This is a genomic window from Lysobacter sp. Root983 (assembly GCF_001429345.1).
Lineage (GTDB): Bacteria > Pseudomonadota > Gammaproteobacteria > Xanthomonadales > Xanthomonadaceae > Lysobacter.
On sequence record NZ_LMJO01000017.1, the window covers coordinates 193,810 to 210,522 of the forward strand.

General features: G+C 69.1%; 11 protein-coding genes. 7 read left to right on the plus strand and 4 right to left on the minus strand.

Features of this window, described 5'->3' with window-relative positions:
- Window positions 1-15 precede the first annotated feature (15 nt).
- Window positions 16-1,488, plus strand: coding sequence for an aldehyde dehydrogenase family protein (locus ASE43_RS16615; protein ID WP_057161264.1), 1,473 nt, complete (start codon window positions 16-18; stop codon window positions 1,486-1,488).
- Between the two features lie 373 nt (window positions 1,489-1,861).
- Window positions 1,862-3,796 carry a VWA domain-containing protein gene (locus ASE43_RS16620; RefSeq protein WP_235568780.1) on the plus strand — a complete coding sequence of 645 codons (1,935 nt, stop codon included), beginning with the start codon at window positions 1,862-1,864 and terminating at the stop codon, window positions 3,794-3,796.
- Here the strand turns inward: ASE43_RS16620 and ASE43_RS16625 are convergent.
- Window positions 3,786-6,581: an EAL domain-containing protein gene (locus ASE43_RS16625; protein ID WP_235568808.1), complete on the minus strand. Its 2,796-nt coding sequence runs from the start codon at window positions 6,579-6,581 to the stop codon at window positions 3,786-3,788. The two genes, ASE43_RS16620 and ASE43_RS16625, sit on opposite strands and share 11 nt — an antisense overlap.
- Window positions 6,582-6,894: 313 nt before the next feature.
- Here ASE43_RS16625 and ASE43_RS16630 point away from each other — a divergent pair, with 313 nt between their 5' ends.
- Genes ASE43_RS16630 through ASE43_RS16650 form a run of 5 tightly spaced genes read left to right on the plus strand, consistent with a single transcriptional unit; the run spans window position 6,895 to window position 11,281 of the window.
- A complete protein-coding gene (locus ASE43_RS16630) occupies window positions 6,895-7,449 on the plus strand; it encodes an RNA polymerase sigma factor (protein WP_056173542.1) in 555 nt (184 codons plus the stop codon).
- Entirely contained in the window at window positions 7,446-8,501 is a 1,056-nt protein-coding gene (locus tag ASE43_RS16635) for a hypothetical protein (protein WP_057161265.1), read from the plus strand. The genes ASE43_RS16630 and ASE43_RS16635 overlap by 4 nt, the downstream gene beginning before the upstream one ends.
- Window positions 8,502-8,511: 10 nt before the next feature.
- On the plus strand, window positions 8,512-9,114 hold the full coding sequence (locus ASE43_RS16640; protein WP_056173537.1) for a YigZ family protein: 603 nt from the start codon (window positions 8,512-8,514) through the stop codon (window positions 9,112-9,114).
- Window positions 9,111-10,892 carry an ABC transporter transmembrane domain-containing protein gene (locus tag ASE43_RS16645; protein ID WP_057161266.1) on the plus strand — a complete coding sequence of 594 codons (1,782 nt, stop codon included), beginning with the start codon at window positions 9,111-9,113 and terminating at the stop codon, window positions 10,890-10,892. The genes ASE43_RS16640 and ASE43_RS16645 overlap by 4 nt, the downstream gene beginning before the upstream one ends.
- Before the next feature lie 20 nt (window positions 10,893-10,912).
- A complete protein-coding gene (locus ASE43_RS16650) occupies window positions 10,913-11,281 on the plus strand; it encodes an MmcQ/YjbR family DNA-binding protein (protein WP_057161267.1) in 369 nt (122 codons plus the stop codon).
- A 60-nt stretch (window positions 11,282-11,341) separates the two neighbouring features.
- On the opposite strand, the gene ASE43_RS16655 is transcribed toward ASE43_RS16650, so the two are convergent.
- From ASE43_RS16655 to ASE43_RS16665, 3 genes are all read right to left on the minus strand, one after another.
- Window positions 11,342-12,523, minus strand: coding sequence for a S1 family peptidase (locus tag ASE43_RS16655; RefSeq protein ID WP_057161268.1), 1,182 nt, complete (start codon window positions 12,521-12,523; stop codon window positions 11,342-11,344).
- A gap of 936 nt (window positions 12,524-13,459) precedes the next feature.
- Window positions 13,460-14,692, minus strand: coding sequence for a S1 family peptidase (locus tag ASE43_RS16660; protein ID WP_057161269.1), 1,233 nt, complete (start codon window positions 14,690-14,692; stop codon window positions 13,460-13,462).
- A gap of 535 nt (window positions 14,693-15,227) precedes the next feature.
- Window positions 15,228-16,397 carry a S1 family peptidase gene (locus ASE43_RS16665; RefSeq protein WP_057161270.1) on the minus strand — a complete coding sequence of 390 codons (1,170 nt, stop codon included), beginning with the start codon at window positions 16,395-16,397 and terminating at the stop codon, window positions 15,228-15,230.
- Between the last annotated feature and the right edge of the window lie 316 nt (window positions 16,398-16,713).

Below are 16,713 nucleotides of genomic sequence, written 5' to 3' on the forward strand. Positions count from 1 at the left end.
CAACCGGAATCCGCCATGGCCAAGTCCCCCTCCAAGTCCAAGACCGTCTCCGGACTCAAGAGCAGCTATCCCTACTACCTCGCCAACCGCCCGGTCGCGGCCAACACCGACCTGGAAGTGCTGGACAAGTACAGCGGCAAGGTCGCCACCCGCGTCGCCTTCGCCGATGCCTCGGTGGTGCGCAAGGCCATCGTCGCCGCGCACAAGGCGCGCGAGGCCATGGCCGCGTTTCCGCCCGACGCGCGCCGCGACGTGCTCGAACACTGCGTCAAGCGCTTCAGCGAGCGCCATGAAGAACTGTCGGTGGCCCTGTGCATCGAGGCGGGCAAACCGATCAAGGACGCGCGCGGCGAAGTCACCCGCCTGATCGACACCTTTCGCATCGCCGCTGGCGAGGCCACGCGCCTGGACGGCGAGATCATCGAGTTGCAGATCTCCCCGCGCACGCGCGGCTACCGCGGCATGGTCAAGCGCGTACCGGTCGGGCCCTGCAGCTTCATCACCCCGTTCAACTTCCCGCTCAACCTGGTCGCGCACAAGGTCGCGCCGGCGATCGCCTCCGGTTGCCCCTTCGTGCTCAAGCCCGCGGTCAAGACCCCGGTGGGCGCTCTCATCATCGGCGAGGTGCTGGCCGAGACCGACCTGCCCCGCGGCGCGTTCTCGGTGATCTGCTGCTCCAACGAGGACGCCGGCGCGCTCACCGAGGACGAGCGCATCGCCCTGCTCAGCTTCACCGGCGGATTGATCGGCTGGGAGCTCAAGGCGCGCGCGGGCCGCAAGAAGGTGACCCTGGAGCTGGGCGGCAACGCGGCCTGCATCATCGACGAAGACCCGGGCGTGCCGCTGGACCACGTGGTCGAGCGGCTGGTGTTCGGCGCCTATTACCAGAGCGGCCAGAGCTGCATCAGCGTGCAGCGCATCTACGCGCACGCGGCGATCTACGACCAGTTGCGCAAGAAGCTCAAGGCGGCGGTGTCGAAGCTGCGCATGGGCGACCCCCGCGACGAGCGCACCTTCATCGGCCCGGTGATCGACGAGGCCGCGGCCAAGCGCATCGAATCCTGGGTGACGGCCGCGCGCAAGGGCGGCGCCAAGCTGATCGCCGGCGGCGAACGCCGCGGCAACATGCTGCCGGCCACGCTGCTGGAACGGGTGCCGCGCGACAGTGATCTGTTCCGCCAGGAAGTGTTCGGCCCGGTCGCGTTCATGGCCCCGTTCGAGGATTTCGACCAGGCCCTGGCCCAGGTCAACGACAGCGACTTCGGCCTGCAGGCCGGCGTGTTCACCGGTCGCCTCGACCACGCCATGCGCGCCTGGGACCGCCTAGAGGTCGGCGGCGTGATCGTCGGCGACGTGCCCAGCTTCCGCGTCGACAACATGCCCTACGGCGGCGTGAAAAATTCGGGCCTGGGCCGCGAGGGCGTGCGCTACGCGATCGAGGACATGACCGAGCAGCGGCTGTTGGTGATTCGGGATCCGGTGGCGTAAGACTGTTTTAGTCCCTCTCCGGCTGACAGTGCCCGAAGGGTGTGCAAGGCTGAAAGGAGTTGGGGTGAGGGCCGGCGCGAGCACTCCACTCCAAGCTCGCACGGCGCGCTCATCCGCCCTGCGGGCACCTGCTCCCGCGAGAGGGAGAAGGCTTAAGGCGACGCAGGGTGCGGTGACAACCGCACCGTCGCGATGGTGCGGTTCGCTGCGCTCGCCACATCCTACCTATGGCGCCTCGCGCGCGCGGCGCACGAAGGGTGGGCAAGGCTGAGGGGGCTTGGGGTGAGCGTCCCCCACACGCGATCGAGACGCCTTTAACCCCGCTTCGCCAAGCCATGCGTTTCGACCCAGGACCTCCCTGGGAACCGCCCGCATGAACGCCAAGCCGCAGCCCTACCCCAGCTCCCTCCTGTTCGTCGCCGTGCTCAGTGCGCTCGCGCTGAGCGCCTGCCACACCAGCACCCGCAACGACGCGCCCAGCGCCGACAAGGCCGATGCGCGCAGCGAACGCCATACGGCGCAGACCGCGCCGTCCGCAGCCGACGTGGTCGCGATCCGGGACCAGGCCGCCGGCGCGGTGGCGGCCGCGGACGCCGCCAAGGCTGCCGCCGACTCGGTCGCCAACGCCAGCGTCGAGTTGCCGGAAGCCAATCTGTCCATGCGCCGCGCGCCAGGCGCGCCGCCGCCTCCGCCGGCTCCGGCAATGGCCTACGTCACCGAGTCCAAGCAGTTGGCACCGGCTTCCACGTTGGAGGCCATCAACGTCAGTGGCAGCCGCATGAAGCGCGCTCAGATCGGCACCGCGTCGCCGGTGATGGCGGCTCCGTCCGTGGGCTTCTTGGGCGATGCGCAATTTCAACCCGCCAACACCGAAAAATACGCCGCGCGCGAAGACAACCCCGTGCGCCGCACCGCCGACGAACCGCTGTCCACCTTCTCGATCGACGTCGACACCGGCAGCTACAGCAACGTGCGCCGCATGCTCAACCAGGGCGTGCGTCCGCCCGCCGACGCGGTGCGCGCGGAGGAGTTCATCAATTACTTCGACTACGGCCACCCCGCCCCGACGTCGCGCGACACGCCGTTCCGGGTCACCACCGAACTCGCGCCGGCGCCGTGGAACGCGCAGCGACAGCTGCTGATGATCGGCATCAAGGGCTACGACGTGCCCAAGGCCACCCTGCCGCCGGCCAACCTGGTGTTCCTGATCGACACCTCCGGCTCGATGGATCAGCCCGACAAGCTGCCCCTGCTCAAGAGCGCCTTCGGCCTGTTGACCAAACAGCTGCGCCCGCAGGACCGCATTTCGATCGTGGTCTACGCCGGCTCGGCCGGCCTGGTCCTGCCGCCCACGCCCGGCGATCGCCAGAGCGAAATCCTGGAGGCGCTGGACCGCCTGCAGGCCGGCGGCAGCACCAACGGCGGCGACGGCATCCGCCTGGCCTATGCCATGGCCAAGCAGGCTTACGTCAAGGACGGCGTGAACCGGGTGATCCTGGCCACCGACGGCGACTTCAATGTCGGCACCGTGAGCCAGGGCGCGCTCGAGACGCTGGTCGCCGATCAGCGCAAGAGCGGCATCGCCCTGACCACGCTGGGCTTCGGCCAGGGCAACTACAACGACGCGCTGTCGGAAAAACTCGCCGATGTCGGCGACGGCAACCACGCCTACATCGACACCCTGCAGGAAGCGCGCAAGGTGCTGGTCGAGGAAATGGGTTCGACCATGTTGACCATCGCCCGCGACGTCAAGATCCAGGTCGAGTTCAACCCGGCCCTGGTGTCCGAGTACCGTCTGATCGGCTACGAGAACCGCGTGCTCAAGCACGAGGATTTCAACAACGACAAAGTCGACGCCGGCGACATCGGCGCCGGCCACGAGGTCACCGCGCTGTACGAACTCACGCCGGTCGGCTCCACCGCCGCGCGCCTGCCCGCGCTGCGCTATCGCGAAGCGCCCGCCGCGCAGGCCGGCAAGAGCGGCGAGATCGCCAACCTCAAGCTGCGCTACAAGCGCCCCGGCCAGGACGCCAGCCGCCTGATCGAAACCCCGATCCTGCGTTCGCAGCTGCATGCCCAGCCCGGCGAGTCGATGCGCTTCGCCGCCGCGGTGGCCGCGTTCGCCGACGCCTTGCGCGGCGGCAGCCGTTCCGACGGCTGGGGCTGGGACAAGATCGAGGCGACCGCGCGCGCGAGCAAGCTGGACGATCGCTGGGGCCAGCGCCGCGAGCTGGTGCAGTTGATCGAACGCGCGCGCCGCCAGATCGCTGGCGACACGCCCGCCACCGCGGTCAGCGTTAGCGAGTGAGCGCCTGCCGCAGCGGCGCCTGCGCGCGCTCGGCCGGGTGCCCGAACAGATAGCCCTGGCCGTAGGCGCAGCCCAGTTCGCGCAATGCCGCGAGCTGGGCTTCGTTTTCCACGCCTTCGCCGATGGTGTGGATGCCCAAGGTGCCGGCCAGCGCCTGGATCGCGCGCACCACCGCCACGCTCTCGGGGCGGGTTTCGCCGACCAGGCCGGCGACGAAACTCTGATCGATCTTCAGGCACTCGATCGGGAACCGATGCAGGTAGGACAGCGCCGAGAAGCCGGTACCGAAATCGTCCAATTGGGCGAGCACGCCGTGGCCGCGCAAGGTGCGCAGCATGCGCAGCGCGCGCGGCACGTCGTCCAGCAGCGCGCCTTCGGTGATCTCGATGCGCAGCCGGTGCGGGTCGGCGCCGGCCTCGTCGATCATGCGCAGCAAGCGGTCGGCGAAGTCCGAGGCGCGGAAATGCCGCGGCGAGACGTTGACCGACACGTAGCCCTCGCCGCCTTCGGCCAGCTGCCGCATCACTTGCGCGTACAGCAGCCAATCGACCTCCTCGATCAGGCCGCTGTCCTCGCCCAGGCCGATGAAGTCGCTGGGCAGCAGCAGGCCGCGGCGCTCGTGGCGCCAGCGCAGCAGGGCCTCGTGGCCGATCACGCTGTGATCGCTCAGGCGCACGATCGGCTGGTAGTAGGCGATGAAGCCGTCGCCGTTGATGGCGCGACGCAGGTCGGCTTCCAGGTCGAGGATGCGTACCGCCTGTTCGCGCATGGCCTCGTCGAACACGGCGCAGCGGTCGCGGCCGGCGGATTTGGCGCGGTACATCGCCGCGTCGGCGTCGCGCAGCAGCTCGGCGCCGGTGCGGTAGCGCGGGTGCCACATCGCGATGCCCAGGCTGGCCGAGGGGAACACCTCGCGCCCAGCCACCCAGCACGGCTCGCCTAGCGCGCGCAGGATCCGGTGCGAGAGCTCCTCGGCCACGCGCAAGCCGTCGATGTTGTCGACCAGGATCGCGTATTCGTCGCCGCCCAGGCGCGCGACCGTGTCGTCGGTGCGGACCGCGGCGACGATGCGGCGCCCGGCTTCGATCAGCAATTCGTCGCCAGCGGAGTGGCCGACGCTGTCGTTGACCAGCTTGAAGCGGTCCAGGTCCAGGAACAGCACCGCGAATTGGCGGCGCGGATCCTGCTGGGCGCGCGCGATCGCGGTCTCCAGCCGTTCCAGCAGCTGGCCGCGATTGGGCAAGCCGGTCAGGGCGTCGTGCAGGGCCTGATGGGTGAGCTGCTGCTCGGCGCGCAGGCGCTCGCCGATCTGCGACAGCAGCTCGGTGTTGGCCTGGGCCAGCTCGCGGGTGCGCGAGGCCACGCGCTGCTCGAGTTCGGAATGCGCCGTGACCAGGCGGTCCTGGGTCTGCTTGCGCGCCAGGCCGTTGCTGATGTGGTGGGCGACGAAGGTCAGCAGTTCCTGGTCGCGCACGGTGAAGGCGATCGCCGGCGAATAGCTCTGCACCGCGATCACGCCGACCACGTGGTCGCCGCGGAACAGCGGCACGCCCAACCAGCAGTGCGCCTGCGAACCCAGGCTGCGCACCAGGCCGGCCGCAGCCAGGCTGGCGATGCGGTTGCGGTCGGCCAGCAAGGCCTGGCCGCGCTTGATCACGTATTCGGTCAGGCCCACGCCCAGGCGCCGGCTCTCGCGGATCGGGTCGCGCTCGTCGATCGAGTACGGAAACTCCAGGTGCTCGCCGTCGTCGGCGATCAGGGCGATGTAGAAGTTGCGCGCGTACAGCAGTTCGCTGACCACGTCGTGGACCTGGGCGTAGAAGCGCTCCAGCGTTTCGGAGGTGATCGACAGTTCGGCGATCCGGAACAAGGCGCGCTGCAGGCGCTCGGCGCGTTGGCGCTCGATGATCTCGGCCTGCAGATCGCGGTTGCTCAGCTGCAGCGCCTGGGTGCGCTCGGCGACCCGGCGTTCCAGCTCCTCGCGGGCGCGGTAGCGATCCAGCGCGGTCAGAATGTGCTGGGCCACGAATGCCAGCAGCGCGCGCTCTTCGTCGCCGTACAAGCCCGGGCGGTCGTAGCTTTGCACCACGATCGCGCCGCAGACGCGGTCGTCGCGGCGCATCGGCACGCCCAGCCAGTCCTGGCTGTCGGGGCCGTGGGTCAGGTCCTGGGTGACGTTGAGCTGCTCGCGTATCGAGGCCGAGGACCCCTGCAGCGGCTCGCCATGGCGCAGCAGCGCCAGGGTCAGGCTGTTGGGCATCTCCTCCCCGCGGATCTCGCGCTCGGGCTCGGCGATGTAGGTATCGATGCGGTCGGCGAAGTACAGGAAGCGCAGGCTGTCGCGCACGTCGTCGTAGAGCACGATGTAGCAGTTCTCGGCGTACATCAGGCCGCCGACCACGCCGTGGATGCGGCGCAGCATGTCGACCATGTCCAGATCCGAGCCGGCCAGGTCGGCGATCTCGTACAAGGCCTGCTGCAGGCGCTCGGACTTTTCCAGCGACTCGACCCGCGCCTGCGCGCGCGCCGCCGCCAGCTGCACCGCCACCAGGCGCTGCGCCAGCGCCAGCCAGGGCTCGCGCGCGGACTGCGCCAACGGCGCGCCCAGTTGCGCGCACAGCGCCGCACGAGTGCCGTCGTCCAGGGTCCAGGCGGCCGCGACGCGGTCGGGGCGTTCGGGCTCCGGCCCGTGGCCATCGAGCAGGCGTTCGGCGATCGCGGCCGATTCCGGCGCCGCGCTCGCGGCCGAGCCGCCGACCACGCCGCGCGCGTCCAGCCAGCGCACCGCCACCCGCGAGCCCGCCGGCAGGCCGTCGCACAGCGCGCCCGCCAGCTCATCGCCGGTTCCAGGCGCCCCCGCGTGGACGCCTGCTGCTGGCCTTCCGGTTGTCTGCACCGCTACAGGCCTCTGGATCGTTCATGTTTCTACAACGCAGGGCGCAGGATAGCCTGAGCGGACGGCCGCGAACCGCCAACCCCGTCGCGGCCCTTGGGCCGTTCGTCTGGACATGCACCTGGCGATCGCCCCCCACCCTGGGGCCGTCCGGAGGGAGGCCCATGGCTTCCCGTCGGCGGCGCCAACCCGTACCCTGCCGCGGATGAATTCGGCTGCGGACGCAAGCGACGACGTATTGATGCTGGCCTGGACGGGCGGCGATACGACGGCGTTCGAGACCCTGTACGCCCGCCACCGCGGCCCGCTGTACCGCTTTTTGCTGCGCCAGGTGCGCGATTCGGCGCTGGCCGACGAGTTCTTCCAGGACGTCTGGCAGCGCGTGATCGCCGCGCGCCACGGCTGGAAGCCGGACGCCGCGTTCAGCACCTGGCTGTTCCGGATCGCTCACAATCGGCTCAACGATTACTGGCGCGGTCTCAAGCACCGCCCCGCCGCCCCCGAGGACGGCGACGAGCGCGCCGCGCGCGTGCCCGATCCGACCACGCCCGAGCGCGAACTGTCCGAATTCGAACAGCGCCGCCGCTTGCAGCGCGCGATCGAGGAATTGCCCGAAGAGCAGCGCGAGGTGGTGCTGCTGAGGCTGGAGCAGGAGCTGAGCCTCGAAGAGATCGGCGACATCACTGGCGCCGGACGCGAAACGGTTAAATCCAGGCTGCGCTACGCGATGGACAAGCTGCGGCTGAGGCTGAACGAATGAAGCGCAACACCCCCGATCCGTTGTCGCCCGAAGAACGCGCCCTGGCCGACCGCCTGGCGCGGCTGGGGCCGCACGACGGCCCCTCGCCCGCGCTGGACGCGAAGATCCTGGCCGCGGCGCATGCCGCTGCGACGAGTTCGCGCCCGCCGCAGCGTACGCGGCGGCGCTGGGCCCTGAGCGCGATCCCGGGCGGCCTGATCACCGGCGTCGGCGTGGCCGCGACCATGGCCCTGGCGGTGGGCGTGGTCTGGCAGCTGCGCCCGATCAGCCCCTCGCGGGAGGCGCCGATCCACGAGCCCGCCGACGGCGCCTTCACCAGCGCCGAGATGATCGCGCGCCCGCGCCAGACCATCGCGCCCCCGCCTCCGCCGGCCGCGCCCGCGCTACCGCAAGCCAACATGAGCCGGCCCGGGCCGCAGGCGTCCGCCGATGCGGCCGCCGCGTCGGTGGCTGCGGCGCCGCCGCTCGCGGCCTCCGCCGCCAAGCCGGCCGCCGAAGCGCCGGCGCAAGCCGCCGACGGCTACACCTTCTACGAAAGCGACGCGCCCTCGCCGGCCGCGCCCAGCGCGCGTCGCCAACGCACCGATAAGGGCGTCGCGGCCAACGCGGCCGCGCCGGCCGATGTAGCCGCCGACGCCGCGGGCAACATGTCCGGTTTCTACAGGGCGCCCGACTACGCGCCGCCTGCGCCGGCTGCCAAGCCGGGACAGGACTCGGACCCCTTCAGCCTCAGCCCCTCCAAGGCGCGCCGCGCCGCCGAAGCTGCCGAACAGCGCCGCGAAACCGAGGCCAAGCAGGAAACCACGCTGGACCGCATCGAGGTCACCGGCTCGCGCATCAAGCGCGCCGACATCGAGAGCGCGCAGGACGTCGCGATCGCGCTGCCGCCGCTGCGCGAGGACGCGCGCCTGGAACGCGCCGAATGGCTGGAACGCATCCGCGCCCGCCGCGACGCCGGCGACGTCGACGACGCCCGCGCCAGCCTCAAGCTGTTCCGCAAGACCTACCCGCGCGTGCGCATCCCCGACGACCTGCGTCCGCTGCAGCGATGAGGTTCGCGCCTTGAGCGCGGCCACGCTGGCGGCCGAGGTCTCGCACGAAATCGAGGTCAAGCACAGCCGCTTCCTGGCCCTGGCCGCGCCGGTGGACACGCCGGAGGCCGCGCTGGCCTTCCTCGCCCGCGTCGCCGATCCCGCCGCCACCCACAACTGCTGGGCGTACCGGATCGGCGCCCAGTACCGCTTCAACGACGACGGCGAACCGGCCGGTACCGCCGGCCGGCCGATCCTGGCCGCGATCGAGGGCCAGGGCTACGACCGAGTGGTGGCCGTGGTCACGCGCTGGTACGGCGGCATCAAGCTCGGCGCCGGCGGCCTGGTGCGCGCCTACGGCGGCTGCGCGGCCGAGTGCCTGCGCCGGGCCGAGCGGCGCGAACTGATCGTGCTGCGCAACGCGAGCCTGAGCTACGCATTCGAGGACACCGGCGCCGTGCACGCGGCCCTGGCCGCCCACGGCGCCGACAAGCTGGACGAGGATTTCGACGCCACGGGCGCCCGCATGCGCATCCGCCTGCCCGAAAACCGCCTCGACGCCTTGAAAGCGCAGCTGCGCGACGCCACTCGTGATCGGGTACGCCTGCGCGCCGAAGACGCCGATACCCCATGACCGACACCGCCGACACACCGCCGGCTCCGACCGCTGCCGCCAAGGCGCCCATCGGCAGCCTGCGCACCCTGTGGCCGTTCGTGCGCCGGCACCTGGGGCTGTTCATCGCCTGGCTGGTCGCCCTGGCCGCGTCCAGCACCGCCACGCTGAGCCTGCCGCCGGCGTTCAAGACCATGATCGACCAGGCCTTCACCCAGGGCGGCGGCGCGATCGATCAGGCCTTCGTGCTGCTGTTCGGTGTCGCAGTCGCGCTGGCCCTGGCCACCGCCGCGCGCTTCTTCTTCGTCTCGCTGCTGGGCGAACGCGTGGTCGCCGATCTGCGCCAGCAGTTGTATACGCACCTGATCGGCCTGGACGCCGGCTTCCACGACCGCAGCCGCAGCGGCGAGCTGGTCTCGCGCCTGACCGCCGACGCCGAACTGCTGCGCAGCGTGGTCGGCTCCAGCATGTCGGTGGCGCTGCGCAGCTCGATCACGGTGATCGGCAGCATCACCATGCTGTTCATCACCGAACCGCGTCTGGCGGCCTACGCGATGCTGGGCATTCCGCTGGCGGTGCTGCCGATCGTGATCGGCAGCCGCCGCCTGCAGAAGATCTCGCGCGCCAGCCAGGACCGCGTCGCCGACGCCAACACCCTCGCCAGCGAAACCCTGGGCGCGGTGCGCACCGTGCAGGCGCACGCGCGCGAACCCTACGAACGCGGCCGTTTCGACGCCGCGCTCAAGATCGCGGTGGCGACCGCGCGTAAGCGCATCGGCATCCAGTCGCTGGTCACCGCGGTGGCGATCACCCTGATCTTCGGCGCGATCACCCTGGTGCTGTGGTCGGGCGCGCACGAAGTCGCGCGCGGCCACATGACCGCCGGCACCCTGGGCCAGTTCATCCTCTACGCCCTGATCGCGGGCGGTTCGGTCGGCGCCCTGGCCGAGGTCTGGAACGATCTGCAGCGCGCGGCAGGCGGCATGGGCCGGATCAGCGAACTGCTCAACGAGGACAGCGCGATCGAAGCGCCCGCGCAGCCGGAGGCGCTGCCGCAACCGGTACGCGGCGAGATCGCGTTCGACGACGTCACCTTCCACTACCCGATGCGCCCGGACTTGCCGGCGCTGGACGACTTCACCCTGCGCGTGCGTCCAGGCGAAACCGTGGCCCTGGTCGGCCCCTCGGGCGCCGGCAAGAGCACGGTGTTCTCGCTGCTGCTGCGCTTCCATGATCCGCAGTCCGGCGCGGTCCGCGTCGACGGCATCGACGCGCGCCGGCTGGACCCGTCGGCGCTGCGCGAAACCATCGCCCTGGTGCCGCAGCAACCGACCATCTTCGCCGCCACGGCGCGCGACAACATCCGCTACGGCCGCCTGGAAGCCGACGATGCCGCGGTCGAAGCCGCGGTGCGCGCCGCCCACGCCGCCGACTTCATCGACGCCCTGCCCGAGCGCCTGGACACCGAACTGGGCGAGCGCGGCGCGCGCCTGTCCGGCGGCCAGCAGCAGCGCATCGCGATCGCGCGCGCCCTGCTCAAGGACGCGCCCATCCTGCTGCTGGACGAGGCCACCAGCGCGCTGGATGCGCAGAGCGAACGCGCTGTGCAGCAGGCGCTGGAAACCCTGATGGAAGGCCGCACCACCCTGGTGATCGCGCATCGCCTGGCCACCGTGCTCAAGGCCGACCGCATCGTGGTCATGGACCGCGGCCGCATCGTCGCCGAGGGCAGCCACGAGCAATTGCTGGCTCAGGACGGTCTGTACGCGGAACTGGCGAAGCTGCAGTTCCTGGACTGAGCCCGAGGACGCGCGCCGGCATGGACACGACCCAGCTGAAGAAGTTCTGCGCGAAGTTCCCCGGCGCCGTGTCCACCCTGCACGGCCACCCGTCCAACATCCTCACCTACGCGGTCGGCGACAAGACCTTCGCCTATTTCAAGACCAGCGAACCCGAGCGCTGGCGCTTCAGCATCAAGGTCACGCCCGATCGCTTCCTGGAGCTGACCGGCGTGCCCGGGATCAAGCCCGCACGCTGGATGGGCCGCTTCCGCTGGATCACCATCGTCGACGTGCGCAGCGTGCCGGCCGACTACCTGCGCGAGCTGGTGGAGTGGTCGTACCAGGAAGCGCTGGGCAAGCTCAGTCGCAAGCGCCGTGCGCTGGTGCTGAACGGCATCGACCCGTGACCGTAACCTGAGCCGCGAGGAGAACGCCCCGCCGGAGCGAGGCGTTCCCCTGGCCGACGCTTACCGCGTCATCAGCGTCAGCCCGTACTGGCTGAGGATCGGGTTGAGCCTATCGAAGTACATCCTGACTTGCGACGTAGGCAGCGAACAGTTGGTCCCGTCCGCGCCCACGTTACCGCCCGAGGTCACACCCTGCGCCTGACCGGCCGGGGTGATCCAAGCGCCGCCGGAATCGCCTTTACCGGCGCAGGCACTGGACTGGGTCAGGCCCCTCACCGTGCCTTCCTGGTAGTTCACGGTGACATTCTTGCCGGTAATGGAGCCGCAGCGGTACCCGGTGCGATAGCCCGAGCGGCAGACCGCCGCACCGATCGCCGCCTCGACGCTGCCCCGCACGGGCACTACGCCGCCGTTGTGGTCGGTGATTTCGGGCAACACGGTATGGGCGGTGCTGACCTGGACGTACGCACGATCGGTGCCGGGGAAGTTCGAGTGCGTGAACGATCCCAACGTCGAATTGCCCACATACACGCGGGTACCGACCGAACCGCAATGCCCGGCGGTCGCGTAGCCCGCAATGCCGCTACGCCTGGCCGGGATGCCGACCGAGCAGCCGAGGGTGGCGCCGGGGCTGAACCCATACAGCATGCCGCCGCGGATGGTGGCGACCAGGCTGGGCTTGTCCGCCGATTCGACGAAGCGCACGGTCGCGACATCGGCGCCGCTGGCCGCGACCAGGTCGATCGCTTCCTCGCTGGCGCCGGGGGAGAACGTCACCACCACGCTGTTGCTCGTGGGGTCCACATGCCACGAGTGCACGCCGGAGTAGAGCTTACTGATGCCCAATACGCGGCGCTGGGCGCTGCTGTCGAGCTGGCTCATCGACGACTGCAGCCGGCTCAGGCTGTAGCGCACGCGGCGCAATTCCACGCCCGGCACCGCCAGCGCCTTGGCGCCGGCGGTGGCGGCGACAAAAACGAAACTGCCGTCGGCTTTACGCTCGATCCAGCTACCGGCATAGCCGGCGCCGAGCTGGCGCTGGGCCAACGCCGCCTGCGATTGCGATACCCGCTCGGTTTTCAGGTATTGCGACATCTGCTGGGCATTGACGCCCATATCACGCTGCATCGCCGCCTTCAGCACCGGCGACACTTCGTCAGCGGCCATGGCGCTACCGCAAGAAATGGCCGCGACGGCCACGACCAGCGGCAGCAGCGAACGCTTGGATTTGGAATGCTTCATGGAGAACTCCTGATGCGTTGAGCGTTTCCGCTCGGGGGAATTGACATCGTCGGAACCACCACGATGGGTAAACACGAACGTGGCGGGCATTGCCTGGTGACGCGGCGGAGCTTTCCCACGAGAGACGGGAACGCTTCGCGCGAACGAACTGCGTGAACAAAGTCGAGCCGTCATGACCGGGGACAGGATCGCGACGTCAAAAACAGCTCGCGTGCTGCGCTTGCACGACCTCGCACTGGTCGTTCTGCCGATTCGGCATATCGCCTTCGCACTCATGCATTGACCGTGCCCGGCGGTGGCGATCAGCGAACGGAAGAGGCTTGCATGGCGATTTCCTCCTGATAAATGGCCGTTACTCGAATGTGCGAAAACCGGTGGGATTGCTGAATCTCATCGTCAGCACCGCCATGACCGTCGGGATGGAACCGACTGCGTCGAAATCGACATCGCGATTGCGGACGCTTTTAGAAGATCAACTGCACGACAGTCCGTACAAGCCGATCGCAAGAGCGCGAACCGCCGAAAACAGGACTGCAATCACAGGAACGACATCGAGATCTGCGTGCGCGCGTGAAAATATTCGCACCCGTTTCGATACCCGAAAAAATGCGGCACACAGGGCGCATGACTTTTGCACGGACTATTTGGCAATCCGCCATGACTCAAAGGCACACGCCTTGCACTCGGCGCAGCTGCTGCCGCGACCGTCATCGACAGCGACGGCAACTGGAATGTGGACAGCGACCTACATGCAGGCATCCAACGTCGCGAGCAACGCTACTGTCGGCGCGCAAGAGCGCCTGCGCGGGCCACGATGGCCGCCCAAGCAAAGAGGTCGGTACCGCCATGCGCTGGCGTCATCGCATGCACGCAAGCAGACCTAAAACCCGGAGCTCCCGTCGTGACGGGAGCTCCGGGCCGTGCTTGCGATGGCGATTAGCCGGTCACCAAGGTCAGGCTGTAGGTGCTGAGGATCGGGTTGATCGGCGTGAAATGGGTCTGAACCTTGTTCTGCGAATGCATGCAGTTGTGGGCGAAGGGCTCCGGCCCCAACAGATTCGCGGTCGAGGTCACGCCCTGGGCCTGTCCGGCCGGGGTGAAGAACGAGCCGCCCGAATCGCCCTTGCCGCCGCAGGCATTGGTGCGGGTCATGCCGCTCCAGGTGACCACGCCCGCGCTGGTATTGGCTTGCGTGGTGACGTTGATGGCCGTAATCGTGCCGCAGCGGGTCCCGGTGGTTCTGCCGGAACGGCAGACCACCGCACCGACCGGCGCCGGAACCGATCCCTTCACCGTGATGAAGTTGTTGTGGTTGTAGTCCACCACCCAAGGCGCGATCGTATGCTCCGGGTATACCGTGACCCAGGCCTTGTCGCTTTTCGGGAAATCGGACAACACGAAATGCCCGGTCAGATTGCCGGCAATCCAGACCTGTTGGCCCGCTTTGCCGCAATGTCCGGCCGTAGCGTAGCCCTTGTGCTCGTTCTGCATGACCATGAAGCCCACCGAACAGTACGAGGTGTACTGACCGACGGGATAGGTGTATTCGAAGCCGCCGGCGACCATGATCGCCGCCATCGCCTGTTGCTCGCCCTGGCTGGTCTCGAAGCGCACCGCGCCGGCGTCCGCCGAACTGGCGGCCACGAAGTCGACCGCGGCGTCGGTCGCGCCGGGCGCCAACTCGACCACCACGGTGTTGGTCGTTTGATCGACGTACCAGGCATGCACACCGTCCAGGGATTTGCTGATGCCGGGAATGCGCGACTTCGCGCCGCGGTCCAGCGACGCCATCGTGTCGTTCAGATGCGACAGGCTGTGGCGCACGCGACGCAGCTCGATGCCCTTGCGGCCGGCCAGGGCCTTGCCGCTGCCGGAGGTCGCCACCACCTGACGGAACGAACCATCGGCACCGCGCTCCAGCCAACTGCCGGCATAGCTGGCGCCCAGGGCGCGCTTGGCCGCGGCTTCTTCGGTGGCGGCAGCGCGTTCGAACTTCAGATACTGGCCCAGCTGCTGGGAACTCAGCCCCAGATCGCGCCGCATCGCATTCTTCACTTCGCTGGACAATTCGTCGGCGGCCACCGCGCCACCGCTGGCCAGCAGGGTCAGGCCGGCGCATGCGATCGCGCGCAGGGGCAGGTTTCGGGTTTTGGCGGAGATAACGGGCATACGGAGTACTCCAGGCGAGAGGAAGAGAGCACCGCTGCGCACCCACGAAGATGCGAGTGCCGGCCGTCGCGCGCTCTTGGGCGCCGCGACGAAAACAGAGAAGCAATCGCGTGCGGGTCCCGCAAGACGGCAGGAATGTGCCTGGACGCGCGGCCTCGACCGCGCCTCGGGCGCGATGGCGCAATGCGCGCTCGCGGCGCGGACATGCCGCGATGGAATCCGTCGCGAGCAACGAAACGCGCGCTACAGCGCGCTTAACTCTCGGACACGAGCCTGCGTCTGCGCGGCGCTGAACGCATCACGCACACGCTTTGGCTACGCAAACGGTGAGATATCGGGCCGGCGAACGGCAGGAGATCCGCACACTTCATTGGCGCTTGTGTGCGCAGCGCGATCCCACGCCTACGACCAAAGCATAAGATGCGCGCCGCCATCGAAATCGCGTTATGCGACTGCGATCACTCGGCGCAAGCCGCCGAACGACCGCGGACGCTCCCTGGGCGGGAGCGTCCGGGTCGGTTGCGCTGACGAACGCTTACTGCGTCAGCAGGGTCAAGCCGTACTGGCTGAGGATCGGCGTCAGGCGCTCGAAGAACGTCACCCGCTGCGCCTGCGCCACGCCGCAGTTGTTGGTGCTGCCCTGCGGAATCTGCCCGCCCGAACTCACGCCCTGGGCCTGCCCGGCCGTGGTGATCCAGGAGCCGCCCGAGTCGCCGCCGCCGATGCAGGCGTTGGAGCGCGTCAGGCCGCGCACCGTGCCCTCGGCGTAATTCACGGTGACGTTCTTGGCGGTGATGGTGCCGCAGCGATAGCCGGTGGTGCGGCCCGACCGGCAGACCGCCGCGCCGGTCGCCGCCTCGGTGCTGCCGCGCACGATCACGTTGCCGCCGGCGTAGTTGCTGACCAGCGGCTGCAGTGTATGCGTGGAGCCGACCTGGACCCAGGCGCGATCCGTGCCCGGAAAGTTGGATTGCGCGAACGAGCCCACCACCGCGCCGCCCACCCGCACCGTCGCGCCCGCCGAACCGCAATGGCCGGCGGTGACGAAGCCCTTGGTCGCGCCGCGCGTGACCGAGAAACCGACCGAGCACAGGTACTGGTTGTTGATGGTGTATTCGATGCCGCCGCGAATGGTCGCGGTCAGACGCGGTTCGCCCACCGATTCGACGAACCGCACGACATCGGCGTCGGCGCCGCTGGCCGCGACCAGGTCCACCGCCTCGTCGGTCGCGCCTGGCGCCACCGCGATCACCACCGAGTTGCTCTGCGGATCGACGTACCACGAATGCACGCCGCCGTAGAGCTTGCTGATTCCCAACACGCGCTGTTGTGCGCCGCCGTCGAGCCGGTCCATCGCCGACTGCAGCCGTCCCAGGCTGTAGCGCACGCGCCGCACTTCGGCGCCGGCCACCGGCGAGGCGTCCGCGCCTGCGGTGGCGACGACGAAGGCGAACGAGCCGTCGCTCTTTTGTTCGATCCAACTGCCGGCATAGCCCGCGCCGAAGCGGCGTTGCGCGAGGGCAGCCTGCTGTTCGGCGATGCGCTCGGTCTTCAGGTATTGCGACCACTGCGCCGGCATCACGCCCAGGTCGCGCTGCAGAACCGACTTCAGGACCGGATCGGTCGGGTCTGCGGCGATGGCACTGAATGCCGCGCTGGCGATGGCGAGCGAGAGCAGGCAGCGACGTACGTTGGTACCTTGCATGGCGAGTTTCTCCTTGAGTGAGCGTATGCGCTCGGGGACGGCCCGGGGTGGGCCGCGGCGCCGCGTATCGGCGGCGGCCTGAACTCGGGCGCGTTCCGTGCCACGACGAGAGAACAGGCCTGCTCAAGGAAGCAAAGCCGCGCGCCCACGGCAATCGGCATGCACAGGCCGGGATCACAGCGGAAGCTTGAATCGAATCACAAGACCGCAACGCTCCCGCGCGACGTTCATCGCGGTGAAGGTCGCGTCACGACGGATAGACGCGCGTAAGGACGTACGCCAACCGACCCAGCCGAGTCGCACGGCAACGACGCTG